The sequence below is a fragment of the Paenibacillus xylanexedens genome (assembly GCF_017874615.1).
Lineage (GTDB): Bacteria > Bacillota > Bacilli > Paenibacillales > Paenibacillaceae > Paenibacillus > Paenibacillus xylanexedens.
Genome location: NZ_JAGIKV010000004.1, coordinates 243,279 through 262,846, shown reverse-complemented (window position 1 = coordinate 262,846; position 19,568 = coordinate 243,279). Strand labels below are relative to the sequence as shown.

Here is a 19,568-nt window from a genome sequence, read left to right as displayed (position 1 = left end):
CACGAACACTACGATGACAGAACAACCTTCCAATCGCTGTTATCCCCAGATTTCTTTGATTCCCTTTTCTGGAGGGGGAAATCCGGGGATAAAGGCGAACGCTTCGCTTTTTCAGGTTTTTTCTGTCCTCTCCGTTGAAGTGCAAATGATTAGTTTAACTTATATTGAACCCAGAAATTCACAGGTTTTGTATGCGTGAGTCTGAGGGTGTGTGAAGAAGCTTGTCCGAGCGGGGAGTTTATGAAGATGGACTATGATAAAAGTCATATGGAAAATCAATATATGGTGTATTATACTGGATTTATATCACTATATGTGGTGTCTCATCATAATTTACTCTTATAGTGAACATGGAGCTTTATTCTGGGGAGGTTGAATGTAGCGATGAAATCGAACCAACGATCGCACCAATTAGAAGGACTTAGCGAAAAAATATTTCTGGACCGATACGCCTGGAAGGACGCTGATTCGAATCATGCCAAGGTCGGAGATGTGGTATTGGTATTAACGAAGGATGATCCGAAGTTCCCGACCAAGGAAGTGGGCGAAATCATAGAACGTAAGGGTCAGCTTGTACAGGTAAGAACTCGAAGCGGTGAGATGATCGAGACAAATGTGGAGAAACTGACACTCAACATAGAAAAAACACCGGAAGAGATGTGGGACCGTCTTGCCAAAGCGATGGCTTCTGTCGAATCCACAGCCGATAAGCGGGCAACGTGGGAGTCCAAGTTCCGCTCTGTGTTGGAAGATTGGAAGTTAGTACCCGGAGGCCGGATTGCTGCGGGTGCGGGGGCAAGCGATGAGTTGACACTCTTCAATTGTTATGTCATTCCGTCTCCGCAAGACAGTCGGGGTGGCATCATGAGAACCTTGACTGAGATGACGGAGGTTATGGCACGTGGGGGAGGCGTAGGTATTAATTTGTCCTCTTTGCGTCCTCGCCGAGCGGTGGTGAAAGGTGTCAACGGATCATCCAGCGGTTCCGTATCGTGGGGCGGATTGTTCAGTTATACGACTGGACTGATAGAACAGGGCGGAAGCCGCCGGGGTGCGCTCATGCTCATGATGAATGACTGGCATCCAGATGTGCTTGATTTTATTACCGTGAAACAAACGATGGGGCAGGTGACCAATGCCAATCTGTCTGTATGTGTGAGCAACGCATTTATGGAGGCTGTCAAGCAGGACGGTGATTGGGACTTGGTTTTCCCCGATACGAACGATCCAGACTATGATACCGAGTGGAACGGGGATATGCAACAATGGAAAGCCGCAGGTCATTCGGTGGTGCACTATCGTACGCTGAAGGCGCGCGAAATCTGGCATACCATTATTGAATCAGCCTGGAAATCGGCAGAGCCTGGTGTGGTATTCATGGAGTACTACAACCAGATGTCCAACAGCTGGTACTTCAATCCGATTATCTGTACTAATCCGTGCGGGGAACAAGGCCTGCCTGGCTGGGGTGTATGTAATCTGTCTGCGATCAATCTGTCCAAATTCTACGATGAAACAAATCATGATGTGGCATGGGATGAACTGGCGGAAACCACTCGTATCTCGGCTAGATTTTTGGATAATGTCATCGATGCAACACCATATCATTTTGAGGAAAATAGACTGAATCAGCAGCGTGAACGCCGGGTTGGGCTTGGCACAATGGGACTGGCAGAGCTGATGATTATGCTGCGTATTCGATACGGCAGTCCTGAATCTCTTGTTTTTCTGGATAAACTGTATGGATTCATGGCGAAGGAGGCCTATCTGGCATCGGCAGAGATTGCAGCAGAGAAGGGAGCTTTTCCAGCTTTCGAAGCTGAACCGTATTTACAGAGTGAATTCATGAAAAACATGGTTGCGACGTACCCTGAAGTGGGAGAGGCCATTCGTAAACAGGGCATTCGAAATGTCACACTGATCACACAAGCGCCAACGGGAAGTACAGGTACGATGGTGGGCACATCAACAGGTATTGAACCGTATTTCGCCTTCAAGTATTTCCGTCAGAGTCGTCTAGGTTATGATGAACAGTTCGTACCGATCGCACAAGATTGGCTGGATGAACATCCGGGTGAAGCTTTACCAGACTATTATGTGACGGCGATGGATCTGTCGGCTGAGAATCATATCCGGGTGCAGGCTGCGATCCAGCAATGGGTGGATAGCTCGATCTCGAAGACGGCCAACTGTCCGGCTGATTTTACAGTGGAGGATACGGCTGAGCTGTACGAACTGGCCTTCGACCTTGGCTGCAAGGGTGTAACGATATACCGCGACGGCAGCAGGGATGTGCAGGTGTTGTCCACGTCGAAGAAGGAAGAGACCAAGACTGAAGATCAGAACACAGCGGAAGCTGAAGAAAAGACAGTCGTATCTGCTATAGAAAACCCGAATAATGCTGAAGTACAGGCAAGTGATGGAACTTCCAATAGCCAGGTTGGTGTTAGAACGCATTCTTCCGAGCAAACCCCTTCCTCTTCTTCAGTGCTGGATAAACAATATAGAAGCCGTCCTCAGGTACTGCGCGGTGCGACATACAAAATCAATACGCCATTCGGTATGGCTTACATTACGATCAATGATCTGGAGGGAACGCCGGGTGAGATCTTCCTGAACGTGGGCAAAGCGGGATCGGATGTTTTCGCCATGGCTGAGGCACTTGGTCGAGTATGCTCTCTGTTCCTTCGATATGGAGATCATGGGCACAAGGTTGAACTGTTGATCAAACATCTCAAGGGAATCGGTGGTTCGGGAGCGATTGGCTTCGGAGCCAACAGGGTTGAATCGATTGCTGATGCAGTCGCCAAAGCATTGGAAAGTCATGTACAGAGCAATGTGCAGGAGAACGAAACTGGAGCATTACAAGAACAGAATCAAGTGGAGAGCACGTATCCAGAAGTGGAGGATCAGAAAACCTTTACCGAATCGAGAGATTTATGTCCTTCATGCGGCTCGGCGTCCCTGATGAATGTGGAAGGATGCAAAACATGTAGCAACTGTGGGTACAGTAAGTGCAATTAAATATCTTATGAAAAAAAGAGAAAAAAAAAGGCACTCCTGACTCCATTACGAAGTCAGGAATGCCTTTTCGTCATTTAGCTAACTAACACCAATCCTGGCATCGATCTGCAAGTGATTGCAATTCATTAAATAAAACACCAGCATGGTAGCCGTCGCACACGGCGTGATGTAACTGAACGGATAAGGGAAGATAAACTTTATCGTTCTGTTGAACATATTTTCCCATCGTGAAAATAGGCAACAAGTAGGTTCCTTCATTGTAAATATTCAGATTAAATCCCGTAAAGTTCACCCAGGGAATACTGGAAACGGGAAAAGTATTTGGCGGTTCATTGGGTTTGGCAACAAATTGTTTGTGATCTTTGTAATTCTTCATATCTTCCAGATAACGAATGTGGAACGTCTCGAAATCTTCATGGAATGCTGTCCAGATCGTTGAGAAACTTTTGTTGTCCTCATGAAAAATCGTATAACTCGGAGACATTTCGTCCCAATAGCCCAATCTCCCCTCGGCATCAAAACAAGTTCGAAATTCCCTGTGTGCATTGACGACCGTAGAGATCATATGAATAAGAGCCGGATAGAACTTCAATCCTTTAAGCTTCAGTTCGTTGATCAATAGCGTGATATCCAGATTAGCAGTTATGCTGTAGGTACATCTGACCTGATTCAAGTAGTGGTCAAAGTATGGCTTTCGATCCCACTGATCTAACACGATTGAATTAAACATAAGTTATAACCTCCTAAATTTGAATAATGGATTTATTTAGGAGGTATATTTGACTGATTTGACCATATCCTATCACATTCCCAGTATCGTATTTTTAGAAATTGACCATTTCAGTATACCATGATAGTGAATATGTCGCTTATAGCGAAATCGTCTGCAAAACGCTTTTTCAACCTGTTTCTTTCCTTTATAATTAAAATTGTCTTTATAACGAAGAAGAGAGGGGATTAGATGCGTCAGCCGATAGAAGAACCTATATTTTATTCTTATCCTGGAATGGTAGCGGTGGTGACTTCACGTCATGAGGGAGTCCAGAATGTGATGGCGTCCGGATGGCATACATACATCGGATCATCACCAGGCGTATACGGCATCTCCCTTCGTAAGGAAACATACTCCTATGAACTCATTGAGAAGAGTGGCGTATTCGGCGTTCATTTCCTGCCAGCTCATCGATCGGAGTGGATTCAAGCTGCAGGAACGTTCAGTGGGAGAGATACGGATAAATTCACAAGATTCGGCATTCCGTATGAGGAAGGAATCAAGGTAAGTGTACCCATTTTGACAGATGCTTATTTTGCTTATGAATGCAAGGTTATGGAGATTACGACATATGGTGACCATGAATGGATTGCAGGCGAAGTGTTGCAGCGATATCAGGATCAGAAGTACTTTCTGGAGAATGGAATGGTTGATCTGGAGAAGTTGCAAATCCCAATGTACACAGGGCGTTCAGCATACCGGATCATGGATGCGAGGACAGAAGAAAAGATTCACCCGTTCCACCTCTAGGGTCCTAGGCAAGAAGAAGCAATTATGAGCAAAACTTTCAATCCGGTCTGACATAGGTTTATAATGGATATTGGCTGCTGAGCAAGTCGGCAGCCTTTTGTTATGGATTCAATTGTTTCAATCGATGTGTGCGTGGGTATGCTGGTTTGCGCAAGCAGGACAGGTAATTTTAGCCACTCGATGAAAAGTACTATATTTAACGACAAAATTAGAGTATGATTTTACAGCTATATGAGCTGGTAGGAAAGGTTACATCGGTTTAATCGTTTGTAACTATTCCTGTAAAGTATGAGGTTTATTTCGGGCGTATAATGCTAAACGTGAACTCACGAATGAATATAAAGAATATTTTAATAATCAAACTTAATGGACTGGTCACACGTCTTCCTTAAGACTATAGAATTCACCAAGAATGTAGCATCATCGGATCGTGCTTCGAACAGAAGCTTTTCTTATGTTGTAAATGAAAGATGGAAGGTGCAATACGTATGTTAATGACAACCAGAACGATCAGGAGTTCCTTTATGCCCCCAACACCGATGTTGTTGACTCACAGTAACAAGGAGGGGCATGCATGTCACAATCGTTAAATCGTAAGAGACATATGAACGGACTTGACGGCTTGCGAGCTATCGCTGTACTTGCGGTAATCGCGTATCATCTGAATTTGGATTTTATTCCGGGCGGACTGCTCGGTGTAGGTATATTCTTTGTTCTCTCGGGATATTTAATTACAGATATTCTCGTGTCACAGTGGCAGGAACATGGACGCATTTCACTCGGTGATTTCTGGGTAAGACGGGTAAGGCGTTTGCTTCCAGGCATGCTGACCATGACAGCTGTGGTGATGATCTGGTTGGCCTGTACAGACCCATCCCGGCTTGCTGCACTTCGTGGTGATATCGTTTCGGGTGTATTATACATAAGCAATTGGTGGTATATCTTTCACAACGTTTCCTATTTCGAAAGTTTTGGCCCTCCATCACCGTTTGGACATTTCTGGTCACTGGCTGTGGAAGAGCAATTTTATCTCATATGGCCTCTTCTACTGATCGCAGCAATCGTAGTGTTCAAAAGAAAGGGATGGCTGGTCGTCTTCATTGTCGTCGCAGCTGAATTATCTGCTGGCGCAATGGCCATCATGTATAATCCGGATCTGGACCCGAGCCGTGTATATTATGGAACAGACACGCGGGCATTTGCACTGCTTGCTGGTGCTGCTCTTGCCGTGGTGTGGCCTAGTCGCAAGCTGTCGAACTCTCTGTCTGGCATGAACCGGCTTGTGCTCGATGTGTCGGGACTTGCTGCGCTCGCTTTATTAATCTATATGATGCTGAACAGCAGTGAGTACGATCCGTTTCTGTATCAAGGGGGCATGGTGCTTCAGGCTATCGCAACAACGTTGCTGGTAGCGGTGTTGGCTCACCCATCGTCTTTCCTGGCACGTATCATTGGCGCGAAGCCATTACGCTGGATCGGAGAGCGATCCTACGGATTATATCTGTGGCATTATCCTGTCATTATGTTAACCAATCCCGCGGTAGATACGGGAGGAGCACATCCTGTACGAATCATTTTACAGGTTGCTGTAACGGTTGTACTGGCCTCATTGTCCCTTAAATATATTGAAAATCCGATTCGGTACAATGGATTCCGTGATTCTTGGTCCCGATTATGGGGAAGAGGGCGGTCATCGATCGGTATACGTAACGTATGGTGGAAGCGGGCAGGTCTATTGATGACGATTCTGCTGTTGTCCTATACGGTATCTCAGATGATGGTCTCACATGCAGCGAACTCCGACTCCCATTCGGTATCGATGTCCAACACATTGAATGGAGAGAATTCCGTAGCGGAGGAACAGGGACAGAATGTGTTGCCAGCTATTACAGCGACGTCAGGCTCTGGGCAAAAGAACGATGCTCATACTCATAAACCGGAGGCAGGGACGAAAGATGATCCGGGGAAAAACGAGAAGCCAACAGGAGAGCCTGCTCCAGACTCCAAACCTGACGACCAAGACAATTCAGTGAATCCTGGTAAGGACGGTCAGTCTGAAGATAAGCCGGCTGATGACTCCGTGACGAACGAGAATGATACATCGGATGACGCCGGAGGGAATCAATCCGATAATACGGATCATACGGATGATGCACCTGATTCATCTCAGGACAATGAAGAAACGGCTCCTCCTGCCCAGGATGGAAAGGTTCATTATACCGTCATTGGAGATTCGGTGATTTTGGATGCAAAACCGTATCTGGAGCAAAGTATATCGGGAGTGTATGTGGACGGACATGTCGGTCGTCAGATGTGGCAGGCAGGCGATGTATTGGAAGGTCTGAAGCAAAACAACCAAATGGGCAGCAAAGTGGTGCTGGAGCTCGGGACGAATGGTTCCTTTAACTCCAAAAACTTGAATGCTGTGCTTGATTATCTCAAGGATGAGGATCGGGTATATCTGGTTACTGTGCGCGTACCTCGTCCGTGGGAACGAACGGTGAATAGAGCTTTAAATGAGGCTGCCTCCAAATACAGCAATGTCTCGTTGATTGATTGGAACAGTGCAAGTGAGGGACATGACGAATATTTTGAAAAAGATGGCGTACATCTCACTACGCAAGGGTCCGAAGCTTTTGCAGAACTGGTGAAGAACAGTATCCAATAATACGCAATCCATATTTAATACGATTTAGCACTTATTCATTATATATAGCCTGGGGTGAAGCTACCGACGGCTGCAATAAGAAAGAGCTCTCATTGTGAGGGCTCTTTTTAGTTGTTATGAACAAATAAGTCAGCAAAGTAAATTCCAAACAGGGGAACCGATATTTTTCACCCCTGCATCCGTGGATCGTCACCTTACGGTATGATAGCGTTACCATTTACAATAAGTGTATTCAAATCGCCGAGGGGGATTATAGAGATGTTGAAAAAATGGCTTTCGGGTTTCCTGGCAATAACATTGTTCTCCATTATGCTGGCTGGCTGTGCTGGCGGGGACACTTCAGAAGGAGGCAGTGGGAATGACAAAGTAACCGTCACACTCTGGCACAACTGGACCGGACAGGATGCAAAGGCGGTTGCGATGCGCAAAATTATTGAAGATTTTCGCGCGGCGCATCCAGATATTGAAGTTGTGGATGAAGGCTTGCCAACAGATGGTCTCAAAACCCGGCTTCGTACAGTGGCCGCTGCCAACGAGATGCCAGACCTGTTCGTGATGTGGCCGGATGCTATGACTAAGGAATTTGTCAAAGGGGATCTGTTACAGCCCATTAATGCAGAGCTGGACGCAAAGCCGGAGTGGAAAGATAACTTTATCCCGAATGCACTGGACGGATACACCGTAGACGGGAACATCTACTCCGTGCCCATGAATCTGGCGCCGAGTTCCTTCATCTATTACAATGAAGCTCTCTTCAAGCAGTACAACGTAAAAGTGCCTGAGACATGGGCGGAACTGGAACAAGCGATTGCTACTTTTAATCAAAATAAAGTCATTCCCATGGCACTTGGCAACAAGGCCAACTGGGTAGCTCAATCAACGATATTCAGTACACTGGCTGATCGGATTACCGGCACAGACTGGTTCCTGAAAGCGGCAGCACAAGAGGGTGCGAGCTTTACCGATCCGCAATTTATTGAAGCCTTGAACAAGATGCAGGAGCTTGGCAACACCAAAGCATTCCAAGATGGATTCAACAGTATCGATGAGACACAGATGATGCAGCTTTATTTTCAAGGTAAGGCAGCGATGGTCATGAACGGCGGATGGGCCTTGGCAAATCTGGTGAACAATGCACCTGAAGAGGTGTTGAACAACACCCATATTACGATTCTTCCTCCAGTGGACGGAGGCCAGGGTGAACCAAGAACAACATCCGGTGTAGTAGGAACCGGGTTGGGTGTAAGTAAAAAGCTGAGCGGTGCGCAAAAAGAGGCAGCGATGGAGCTGTTCTACGCGCTGGCAGGATCTGAGGGTCAGAAGGCCACATTGGATAGCAGCACATTGGTGAGTTACAAGATTGATCTGGACAAAACCAAAGCACATCCATTGTTCGTTGAATTATATGATCTGATGCAGGAAGTGAAGATCACGCCAGTATACGATTCCAAGCTGGGATCGGCAACGGTTGAGGTTATTAATAATGCATTACAAGAGTTGCTAATGGGCGGTAAGGCCGAAGACATTGCAGCCAAAATTCAGGCGGCTCAAGCCAATGCGGTTAGTCAGTAAGCATTCGTTAAAACCCCTTCCCGGCAGGGGAGGGGTTTTAAGTATGAATGAGATAGTCAGTTGCAAGTTGGTAAAGGCATTTATGGAAGGGAAGTGAACAGATGAACGCACTGCGCAGTCGGCGTTTTATTATGCTGGGGCTGGCCCCGGCAGTCATCATTTATGCATTGTTTGTATTTGTACCGGTCGTGTGGTCGGCATACTACGGTTTCTTCAACTGGTCCGGCATTGGCGCATCCAAATATATTGGTGTGGATAATTACATTGAGATCTGGCATGATCCTGTGTTTTGGCGGGCACTGAAAAATAACGTTATTTTTGTGTTGGCATCGGTGTTTGGACAAATTCCGTTAGCGTTGATGTTGGCGGTCATATTACACAAAACTAATCCATTACAGCGGTTTCTGCGCTCAGCCGTATTTCTGCCGATGGTGTTATCCACTGTCGTTATCGGTATGATCTGGCAGTATATCTATCATCCGCAGATCGGGATATTGAACTTTCTGCTGGACGCACTGGGGCTGGAAAGTTGGAAGCTGCAATGGCTTTCCGATGACAAGATTGCCATTTTCTCATTGGTACCGCCGCTGCTCTGGAGCTTTGTCGGGTTGTATCTGATTATCTTCATCTCGGCGTTGCAGAATATTCCCGGCGAGATTCATGATGCCGCCAAAATAGACGGTGCTTCAGGAATCCGGAAACTGGTATCCGTCTCTTTGCCCATAATCTGGGGTACGGTTCAGGTAGCGATCATTCTATGTATTTCGGGTAGTCTGAAATCATTCGATCTGGTCTACATCATGACCAAGGGTGGTCCGGCACATGCGACGGAACTGCTTGCAACGTATATGTACAATTCAACCTTTACAACATACCGATATGGTTTCGGTAGTGCGATCTCAACAACCATTGTACTGATCTCCCTGCTGTTGATCGGAACAAGCCAGTGGGTAACCAGTCGCAAACGAAAAGAGAATCAATAGAGAGGAGGAGTTATCATGCGCGTGACACCTGTATCCATGCCATCACCACAAAGCAGCTCGGGCCATCCGATTCGCCGTCTACGTAGCGGAATTGTTTGGACGCTGCTAACGGTCTATGGTATTTTAACATTGTATCCGTTCTACTGGCTCGTGATTAGTGCATTCAAAACAAATGAAGATTTCTATAGCAGTCCCTTTGGTCTGCCGGAAAACTGGAATGTTGCCAATTTCAGCAATGCATGGGAAAGCTCCAGGCTGGGAACCGCTTTTGGAAATTCACTAATCGTATCGGTGGGATCACTTATTCTGACGCTGTTTATTGCAGCGCTAGCTTCATTCATTCTGGCTCGTTTCCAGTTTCGCTGGAAAGGGTTAATCATGACCTTCTTTGTTGTTGGTATGCTCATTCCGATCCATAGTACACTTGTCCCCTTATTTATTTTAATGAAACAGATGTCTCTGCTAAATACGTACTGGGCCTTAATATTACCTTATACGGCTTTTGCATTGCCTACGGCTATTTTTGTGCTTACTGCTTATCTGACAAGTGTTCCACGTGATATTGAAGAGGCAGCTTTCATTGATGGAACAGGACTTTGGGGGCTGTTTACCCGAATCATGTTACCCATGTCCGTACCTGCGTTGTCAACGGTTACGATCCTGAGTTTCTTGCATGCGTGGAATGACTTTTCATTTGCGCTTGTATTCATCAACAAAACCGGATTGAAAACGTTACCGCTGGCCATTGCGAACTTTGCGGATGGGTATCAGACTGATTACGGTTTAACGCTTGCTGCCATGACCCTGTCGGTCATTCCAACCATTATCTTGTATCTCGTATTCCAGGAACAGGTTATGAAAGGCATGACAGCCGGAGCTGTCAAAGGATAAGCGAAAGCGCATCCAGAGGAGGAGAAACGTTTGGCACGCTGGCTCACATCTTCGTTACAAAGGAAGCTATCGGTCGTCGTGACGGCTTTAATGATTGTGCCATTGCTGGCCTTGGGTCTGTTCGCCTTTCTCATCTCTTCCCGCATTACAGAGCAAAAAACAAAACTGTCCGGCATGGATACGCTGAAACAGGTGGAAGCCAATCTTCGTTATATGCTGCAAGATGCCGAGAACCTATCGATTTTCCTGATTGGAGAACGGGACATCCAGCAGTATCTTAGCCACAATGAAGATCATGAGCTGGACCGGGTGGATATCCTGGGCAGGATGACCAATCTGGCGGCTTCCAAGAAATATATTGCGAACATCGCCATATATCCAAGCCGATTCGATGCCACATTGTCTACGGCTACCTGGTATGAATCCAATGAATCCAATCTGTCGTATCCCTCTGTTCCAAGCGGTGAAGCAGTCAAACAATGGACGGGGATATACCCAGTGCAGAATTACGCGGGTATTCAAAATGTGATCACATTGGTTCGGCCAATCCGCAGTATCCATGATTATCGACCCATCGGCTGGTTAGCCATTAGTCTGGATGAGAAGGCCATATCCAAGGGATGGGCCGCTCTGGGATTAGGCAGAGGGCAAGGCAGACTGGAGCTCATCGGCAGTTCTGGAGAGATTCTGTCTTCGATGGACAAATCCCGGCTTGGACTTAAGCTGGAAGGTGTCGAACCAGGGATTTCGACGTTAATTCAGGATGGCGGTAGTGGAACCACCACATATGGCAGTGGTGACGATAAACGGACATTGCTCTATTATCCGGAAGAATTGACGGGGTGGACGTTGGTTGGAACGGTTCCCTATGACCAGTACAAGTCCGAGAATCGGTACATTCTTATTCTGACCGGTTGCGCCGTTGCCATGTCTGCTGCGATCAGTGCTGCCTTGGTCTGGTTTACGGTGCGGCGTGTGACGAGGCCGCTTCGTGTGCTTACCAGACATCTGTCCCGAATTGATCCGGAACGTCCTCTTCCGCTGTTTCGGTCTGAAAGTGATGACGAGATTGGCAGGCTTGGGGAGAGTTACAATCTACTCGGTGCACATATTCAGTTATTGAAGGAAGAGATTATTCGAGGTGAAGCTCGCAAAAAAGAGGCAGATCTTCGGGTGCTTCAGGCGCAAATTAACCCGCACTTTCTGTATAACACACTCTCTTCAATTCACTGGATTGCCTTAATGTCTGAAGAGAAGAGAATTGCGGATATGGTAGAGGGCCTGAGTGATTTTCTGCGTATCAGCTTAAACAATGGTCAGGATTACTGCCCTGTGGAACAGGAGATCGCTCATATTCGCCATTATGTACGTGTGCAGTCGATTCGTTTCCCTGATCAATTTGTGTTGCATTATATCGTAGATCCAGCGCTTGAGAAGCGAATGATGCTGAAGCTATTGCTGCAACCGCTTGTTGAGAACGCCATGATTCATGGCATTCAGCCCAAAGAAGGCGTGGGTACCATCACTATAATGATTCGCAAGGACCCGGATAATGAACAGATGAATGTGCTGGTGCTGGATGATGGTGTCGGCATGGAGCCGGACATGCTGGAACAATTAAGGATAAGCATTAGGGAATGGAAGGGAAAACAGCCGGAAAAACAGCTAAACCAAGGCGGTTATGGGCTCTGCAATGTAAATGAAAGACTGCTGCTCCATTATGGAGCGGATGCACAGCTTGAAGTAGACAGCAGGGTTGGGGGAGGTACCCGGGTTTCGTTTTCCATTCCAATCTTGGAGGGTTCGTCATGAGACTATTAATTGTTGATGATGAAGTGATTATCCGTACAGGGCTTGCCAGCGTTATCGCTTGGCATGAACTCGGAATTGAACTTCTTCAACCTGCTGCCTCGGCAGAGGAGGCGTTAGCACGAATGGCTGAGGAACGTCCGCATATTCTGATGACGGATATTCGGATGACAGGCAGATCGGGACTGGAACTGGCAGAAGAGGGACTGCGATTGTTACCTGAGCTGGAGGTCATTATTTTGTCCGGATACGATGACTTTTCTTATGCCCAACAGGCGATTCGCCAAGGTGTTACAGATTATCTGCTCAAAACAAGCAAGCCAGAAGAGATCATCAAAACCGTATTACAGGCCAAACAGCGAATCACGGAACGTTGGGCAGAGAAGTCCAGAGAGGGCCAGCTTATGCGGGAGAATCGAGAGCGGTTATTTGCCGGGTGGATCATTGATGGTGACACCGCTTCGGGCCATTTTCCTTCATTCTTGCGATCTGATGCTGGAAAAGAGGCAGGGGTTGTTGGCCTTGATGATGAACAGATTCTCAGACAAGTCATTATTCTTCGAGCAGAGGGTTGGGATCGATCCTCGGATGCGCTATTACGATTTGCGGTGCAGAATACCCTGGAGGATATGTTACCTGGTGCCATTGCTCATGTAGAGAAACAGCAAATTATCTGTGTAGTTTCATGGCCGCCTGTGGAACATGAAACTACGTTCAGGCTGGAGAGTGCATTACGTCGGGTGGAGCAATTACTGAAGTGCACCCTGCGCGCAGCGGTAGGTCTGCCTATGCGTGGATATGCAGATCTGCACGAAAGCTATAGAACTGCTTCAGCTGCCTTCCGATATCGGGGGTTGATGGATTATAAAGTATGGCATTATGAGCACGTTCAGGATCGACAAGGTGGTAAAACTGTACTTACGCACGAAGAGGAGACCAGACTTGGTACAATATTGCTGGATAATGATTCAGTCACTTTAACGACATGGACGCGGGAACTTGTGACTAATCTGATTACAGAACCGGAGGTCACACCAGAATCGTTCAATGCTTGTTTACACTCGGCTGTCATTGCAGGTCATCGCTGGCTGACTCGCACAATGCGAGCTACAGGGCGTGAAGAACCCGCAAGGCTCGAGCCCTGGTTGCCGGAACCGAATGCCGAAGCTGCGGAGCTCGGGGATATGCTGTTCCATCATCTGTATGGTCTGATGCATGTCTATCATAGCCGAATGGGTCAGGGACAGGCTGCCCATGTGCAGAAGGCTATCGGTTATATTGAATCTTCATTGGCGCAGGATATTAATCTGCAGCAGGTAGCTGGACATGTTCATTTGCATCCGGGTCACCTCAGTGAGCTGTTTAAAAAAGAAATGGGTGTGACCTTCGGAGATTTTGTCACCGATATGCGTATACGAAGAGCGATGGATATGCTCGCGGTGTCTCCAGCGAAGGTCAGTGAAGTCGCTGCCATCAGCGGCTACGAGGACGTGAAATATTTTAGCAGACTGTTCAAAAAACATACGGGTAAAACCCCGAGTGAATATCGCGAAGAGGCGTTGTTGTTCAAACCTTCGGGAAGTTAGAAATGAGCAGATTAGGAAACATGTCTTGCCTTTCTGCAAACGTTTTCGATATGGTATTACTCAGGGTTATTGGAGAGTGAGGGCATACGGATGAAGACCCATAGTTCAAGTCAGGATTTATCGGGACAATGGAAGATACAGCATTTTGAAGTTGGAGAGAAGCGGGCAATGGATGTGGCAGCAGCTGCGCTGGATGACCGTTTCTGGATCGGGGCTGAAGTCCCTGGCGATGTACACGCCGCACTGGTTGAGCGCAGTATCATTGATCCGCCCTATTACGGACATAATGATGCCAAAAGTCGCTGGATTGAGCAAAAGGAATGGTGGTATCGCACAACCTTCAATCTGGTGAGAGATGCAGAGACGGAGGAGCACTTTGAATTGGTGTTCGAAGGATTGGATACGTTTGCAACGATATATGTCAACGGCCATGAAGTCGGGAAAACGGCCAATATGCTTATGTCACATGCATTTGATGTAACGTCTCTGGTACGCAGCGGTTGGAATGCGATTGCTGTCAAGTTTGATCCGCTTCACCTGCATCACCGGGACAAAGAAACCTTTGACTGGTCCTCGTATACGAAGGAACGGCCATGGTTGCGCAAAGCAGCGATGAACTTTGGCTGGGACTGGGGTCCACGCATGGTTACGGTAGGGATCTGGGGTACGGTAAGGCTGGAAAAACGAACAATCGCTAAGCTGGAAAATATGTATGCTCGTACGGAATCAGTCAGTTCAGAGTTGGCAGTCTTACATGTCACAGCGGATGTGAAGTCGGTCTTGTCTTACCGTAACAGACAGAAACGTGAGCAGGCTGTGGTTGCGACCTGTAATGTTCGTCTGTTGGATCGCAGTGGACACGAGGTGGCAGGTGTCACTGAACTACCCGTAGAGGGTGGTATAGCAGATACCACACTAAACGTTACGTCACCTCAGTTATGGTGGACTCATGATCTGGGTGAGCCGTATCTGTATACGCTGGAGGTTACATTATTCGCCGATGGCGTTGAGGTGGATCGTTATAGCGAGCCTTATGGGTTACGAACGATTGAGCTGGCTCTTCACAATGAACGGGGTGAAGATGCATTTACTTTTATTCTGAACGGAGTCAAAGTATATGCCAAGGGTGCCAACTGGATCCCGGCCGATCATCTGATTGGCGCCATCCCAAACTCTCGGTATCGTGAGCTTGTCGAGCTGTCGGTGGAAGGGCATATGAACATGCTGCGTGTCTGGGCTGGTGGTATATATGAGAAGGATGTCTTCTACGATGAGTGTGATCGGCAAGGGGTGTTGGTGTGGCAGGATTTTGCATTTGCAAACGCATTATTCCCGGATTTCAATCGTGATTTCATGGATAATGTACGGCAAGAGGTAGAAAACAATGTCTTACGTCTGCGTAACCGTGCCTCGCTTGCCCTCTGGTGTGGGAATAATGAAATAGATTGGCTCTATGATATGAAGTCTGCAAGTGGAGATATTACCAGCCCGTTCTACGGCGAACTTATCTATCATGAGCTGATCCCTGAAGTGCTGGAGCGATTGGATCTGTCTCGTCCGTACTGGCCTTCTTCGCCGTTCGGCGACAGTAACGGTCAGGATGCGAATGACCCGGATGTGGGGGATCGCCACAATTGGCAGGTATGGCATGGTTCGGTCTATCCAAGGAAGCATGGAGAGCCGCCGCTGCTGGACTACAGTATTGAAGGTGTAACGTTCAAAAATTATAAAAAGGATCATGCGCTGTTCAGCAGTGAATTTGGTATGCACGCCTCGGCAAATCGTTACACACTGGAGAAAAATATGCCCGCTGGTCAGTTTTACTGGGGCAGTCCGGAGATGGCCTATCGTAACAAAGATACCAATCACCAGAAAGGTATTCTGCTAATGGAGGGTTACACAGGCATTCCGCAAAATATAGAAGAGTATATGAACTACTCCATGCTTACTCAAGCAGAAGGGCTGCGATATGGAATTGAGCATTTCCGGCGCATCAATCACCGTAACAGCGGTGCGCTTGTATGGCAATTGAATGACAGTTGGCCAGGAACAAGCTGGTCCATGATTGATTATGAACTGCTGCCGAAGGCATCTTTTTATTATGGGAAAATATTCTTTCATCCTATCCTGTTGTCACTGGAGCATGAGCCGGGGGAGCCGCTTACGTTGTGGGTTGTGAACGATACACGTGACGTCTTGAAAGGGGAGCTTCGACTCAATGTCTATGCATTGAATGGAGAGAAGATCTACTCCAGCTCACATGTTGTTGAGGTAACATCCCAATCCTCACGGTGTATTGCTGAATTAACTGAAGTACAGGTGTTACAGGGTAGACGCGCGGAGGAAGTAATGGTTGAGTTGGTATCCGAAGGATTTGCGGCACCGAGTAATCGATACTTCTTGCGTGATCCTAAGGATGTGAAGTTGCCAGAGTCGCAATTGAGCGTACATGTGAACGAGGAGGAGCAGTCTGTTACGGTTACGGCCAGTGGTGCGATTGCACGATTGGTGAAGCTGGAGCTTCCCCTTGGGCGTGTCCGATTCAGTGACAATTATTTCGATCTGCTCCCCGGTGAGAGCCGAACAGTGAGACTACGTCATCCAGAGCAAACGTCTCTGCCTCTGACGGAACTTCGAGTTAGTGCCATGAACGGCAGAGAAGGATAAAATAATAATAGAATTCGAATCTTATTCGAGGTTCAAGGTGGTAATCCTGATCAGGGATGCCACCTTTTTTACTTTTGCAGCAGGGTGAGTTCCTGTCGTTGTGTCAGGTGGTGTTGTCCTTATTCCACAAGCGAAACTTCCAATCGGGTTCACATCTTGGCACATTCGGGTTAGAATGATAAAGAAATCGTTTTCAAAAGGAGGTGGATTCATGTCATTTGTCTTTTATCCGGGGATGGTTATATTTATTCTGATGTTGATCCTGCTGATTATTGGTATTGTATATATCGTTCTTAAAAGCAAACAAGTATTGCGTCGCTTAAGCAATCTGGAGAAAGCAGTATATGAAAAAGATAACATCTCATCCTATCCGAAGGACGTTGATATTGTACAAGAAGGAGCACCCAGAGAAGACACGTTTGCTCCACGCAAACGAAAATGAACAAGGATACGGAATTACATAAAAAAGATAAACCAACAAGCCAAACAGCCGATTTTTCTCTATGAGGAAGTGATCGGCTGTTTGGGCATATAGGCATTTTATCTGTATTAACTGGGTTTAGAGAAAGGATTCATACCGCTGTTGGAAAGAGGATTCCATCTCCACTTGTCGTGCAAGTTGCTGCTGTACCTTTGCACCGCGAATCGTCTGAAGTTTCTGAAGTTGTGCAGTGGAACTGAATTGATCTGCAGCCATTTGGACAAGTAATTCGGAGAGCACATCCGCATCTTCGAGCGCGGCATTAAGTCCAAACGCACCGGTTGGTGTCATGGTATGAGCGGCATCACCGATGAGTACAACATTGTCCTGTGCCCACGACGGGCAATAGCTGCTTTCGACAGATAACAGAACAAAATCACTCCAGCTCTGAATGTTGGCAGCTACAGAATCAGACAGGCAAGGAAAAGCAGATACAAGTTTATCTACAAAAGGAGCAATCGGCTGCTCTCGCAGCTTGGAGTAAGCTCCTTCGGGAATGTTCCATCCAATCTGAACATAACCGCCGAACTGTGAGAACAGTGCGAGCTGTTGACCATCCATGCTGGCCATCCGAACAGCGGGTTCCCAACCTACGGGTGCCGGAATGCGTGCCCAGAGCAAATCATACCCGTGCTTGCGAATCTCCGGGGTCATACCGGAATGTTTGCGTACAGCAGAGTATCTGCCATCAGCACCCACAATAACAGATGCTTCAATGGAGGCAGGAACGCCGTTCTGCCGAATGTTAATACCCACGACCTGGCCGTTCTTGTCTCGTAACAAACCGGTCATAATCGTATTGAAGTGTACTTGTTCATATGAACTATGCTGCTGAGCGTGTGATACGATGGCCTCCAGGAGATGATCTTGGGGTACATGAATACCAACATGAGATTCTCCATTGCTTGGTGATACCGTATGAATAATTTGCCCATTTTCCCAATACTGAATCTGTTCCAAGAGCAGCGCTCCGCGTTCCTGGATGAGGGAATAGAGGCCGTGTTTATTCAAAATGGCTTCGCCGTCCACATTGATCAACTCCCCGCGAAACGACTTGTGCAGGTGCGGCTGCCGCTCAATGAGCATCGTGGAGATTCCTTTTTGATTCAGTAAGTAAGAAAGCAAAGCCCCGCCAGGTCCCGCGCCGACGATGCAAACATCCGTTTTGAGTTGTGATTGTGTATTCTGATTCATGTGCATAAGTCCCTTGCATTATAATGGTGACGCTTTATTTACTTTATAACAACAGATTTATTAAAATCATTAAGTAACTAAAAGTAACTTTAAAGATATAGGTTATTATAAACAAACCCGTTGCCATAATGCAATAGGTGAAACCCGAAATAAAACAAGAGTATTGCAGTCAACGATAGAGTGTCGGATACAAGCGCATTTTTCACAAACATCATAGTGTAAATATGTTACAATATAAGGTAGGTTATGATGAAAGGCGGAGGAACGTTTATGAGCCCGGATACGGAGCGAAACTCTCAATTGGCAAATGTGGATCAATTGTTGGAGGCCTTCTTCAGATATAAAAATAAAGTATTGGATCAGCAGCAGAAGAACGAAACCAACTGTAAACTGAATCCGACAAAAAGTCATATATTGGGCATGATTTTACGTGAAAAACGCTGCATGGCGGTTGATGTGGCCAGACAACTCAGTTTGTCTTCCGGTGCAACCACCATTGTTCTGAACCAACTGGAGACGGAAGGGTTGATCCAACGGGAGCGCAGTGAAGAAGATCGGAGAATTGTGTGGCTGTCCCTAACGGATGAAGGCGCGCAGCTTGCCAAGACACTTAATGCGAATCGCGGTCGAATGACGTGGGAATTGTTGCAAGCACTTTCCGAGGAAGAGCAACAGCAGATGTTTGGCATGCTGAAGAAAATTGAACTGAAACTGCTGGAGAACATGAAGTCGTTTGAGCAGATCCACCGGTAGTCCATAATATGACTTGATTCCTTGAAGACGTCAGTCCTCATGAGTTCGTCCCTAATTGCGGGGGGATGAACCTTGAAGACTGGCGTTTTTGAGTTGGTTTACAAATGAAAGCGAACCACATGATCTGTCATGCCTTCTTGGGTCAAAATTTCTTTTTGCTTGCTGCCCATCAGGTCAAAGTGGGGAAAGGGCTGCCGCCGATGAATGTATCGCGGGTCCAGCCCATGATCGTTGCACCAACGCTCGAGACGTTCCAGATCTGCACAGCCAACTTTGGTGACACTGGTGATACCGGGAAATCGGTTGTCAATCCAGAAATGAGTGAGGTACGCAATCTCACCCCGAGCCACTTGTTCCTTCCATGCAGTAAGCTCCTGTCGTTTAATTCCAAATGCCATAGATGCAAGTTCCTTTCCAA

General features: G+C 47.0%; 14 protein-coding genes. 11 read left to right on the top strand and 3 right to left on the bottom strand.

Annotated elements, in window-relative coordinates:
• Positions 1-384: 384 nt before the first annotated feature.
• Positions 385-3,024, top strand: a complete 2,640-nt coding sequence (locus J2Z28_RS07205; RefSeq protein ID WP_211081741.1) for an adenosylcobalamin-dependent ribonucleoside-diphosphate reductase — start codon at positions 385-387, stop codon at positions 3,022-3,024.
• A gap of 82 nt (positions 3,025-3,106) precedes the next feature.
• Here the strand turns inward: J2Z28_RS07205 and catA are convergent, their stop codons facing one another.
• Entirely contained in the window at positions 3,107-3,754 is a 648-nt protein-coding gene (catA, locus tag J2Z28_RS07200; RefSeq protein ID WP_211081740.1) for a type A chloramphenicol O-acetyltransferase, read from the bottom strand.
• Positions 3,755-3,985: 231 nt separating this feature from the next.
• On the opposite strand from catA, the gene J2Z28_RS07195 reads away from it, so the two are divergent.
• The 9 genes from J2Z28_RS07195 (at position 3,986) to J2Z28_RS07155 (ending at position 17,164) form a co-directional block, all read left to right on the top strand.
• Positions 3,986-4,546, top strand: coding sequence for a flavin reductase family protein (locus J2Z28_RS07195; RefSeq protein ID WP_211081739.1), 561 nt, complete (start codon positions 3,986-3,988; stop codon positions 4,544-4,546).
• 574 nt (positions 4,547-5,120) lie between these two features.
• Entirely contained in the window at positions 5,121-7,214 is a 2,094-nt protein-coding gene (locus J2Z28_RS07190; RefSeq protein WP_211081738.1) for an acyltransferase family protein, read from the top strand.
• Between the two features lie 258 nt (positions 7,215-7,472).
• The gene (locus J2Z28_RS07185) at positions 7,473-8,786 is read left to right on the top strand and encodes an extracellular solute-binding protein (RefSeq protein ID WP_211081737.1); all 1,314 of its coding nucleotides are present in this window, start codon (positions 7,473-7,475) and stop codon (positions 8,784-8,786) included.
• A 101-nt stretch (positions 8,787-8,887) separates the two neighbouring features.
• Positions 8,888-9,769, top strand: a complete 882-nt coding sequence (locus tag J2Z28_RS07180; protein WP_211081736.1) for a carbohydrate ABC transporter permease — start codon at positions 8,888-8,890, stop codon at positions 9,767-9,769.
• 15 nt (positions 9,770-9,784) lie between these two features.
• A complete protein-coding gene (locus J2Z28_RS07175; protein WP_211081735.1) occupies positions 9,785-10,660 on the top strand; it encodes a carbohydrate ABC transporter permease in 876 nt (291 codons plus the stop codon).
• Between the two features lie 30 nt (positions 10,661-10,690).
• Positions 10,691-12,472 (top strand): cache domain-containing sensor histidine kinase, encoded by a 1,782-nt coding sequence (locus J2Z28_RS07170; protein ID WP_211081734.1) that lies wholly within the window; start codon positions 10,691-10,693, stop codon positions 12,470-12,472.
• Positions 12,469-14,055 (top strand): helix-turn-helix domain-containing protein, encoded by a 1,587-nt coding sequence (locus J2Z28_RS07165; protein ID WP_211081733.1) that lies wholly within the window; start codon positions 12,469-12,471, stop codon positions 14,053-14,055. Before J2Z28_RS07170 ends, J2Z28_RS07165 begins: the two co-directional genes overlap by 4 nt.
• A 90-nt stretch (positions 14,056-14,145) precedes the next feature.
• Positions 14,146-16,722 carry a beta-mannosidase gene (locus J2Z28_RS07160; RefSeq protein WP_211081732.1) on the top strand — a complete coding sequence of 859 codons (2,577 nt, stop codon included), beginning with the start codon at positions 14,146-14,148 and terminating at the stop codon, positions 16,720-16,722.
• A 211-nt stretch (positions 16,723-16,933) separates the two neighbouring features.
• Entirely contained in the window at positions 16,934-17,164 is a 231-nt protein-coding gene (locus J2Z28_RS07155) for a hypothetical protein (protein WP_211081731.1), read from the top strand.
• Between the two features lie 117 nt (positions 17,165-17,281).
• On the opposite strand, the gene J2Z28_RS07150 is transcribed toward J2Z28_RS07155, so the two are convergent.
• Positions 17,282-18,397 carry an FAD-dependent monooxygenase gene (locus J2Z28_RS07150; protein WP_211081730.1) on the bottom strand — a complete coding sequence of 372 codons (1,116 nt, stop codon included), beginning with the start codon at positions 18,395-18,397 and terminating at the stop codon, positions 17,282-17,284.
• A 270-nt stretch (positions 18,398-18,667) separates the two neighbouring features.
• Between J2Z28_RS07150 and J2Z28_RS07145 the strand changes: the two genes are divergently transcribed.
• Positions 18,668-19,150 carry a MarR family winged helix-turn-helix transcriptional regulator gene (locus J2Z28_RS07145; RefSeq protein WP_211081729.1) on the top strand — a complete coding sequence of 161 codons (483 nt, stop codon included), beginning with the start codon at positions 18,668-18,670 and terminating at the stop codon, positions 19,148-19,150.
• Positions 19,151-19,248: 98 nt separating this feature from the next.
• Here J2Z28_RS07145 and J2Z28_RS07140 read toward each other — a convergent pair whose 3' ends face one another.
• Positions 19,249-19,548, bottom strand: a complete 300-nt coding sequence (locus J2Z28_RS07140) for a hypothetical protein (RefSeq protein WP_211081728.1) — start codon at positions 19,546-19,548, stop codon at positions 19,249-19,251.
• Positions 19,549-19,568 lie beyond the last annotated feature (20 nt).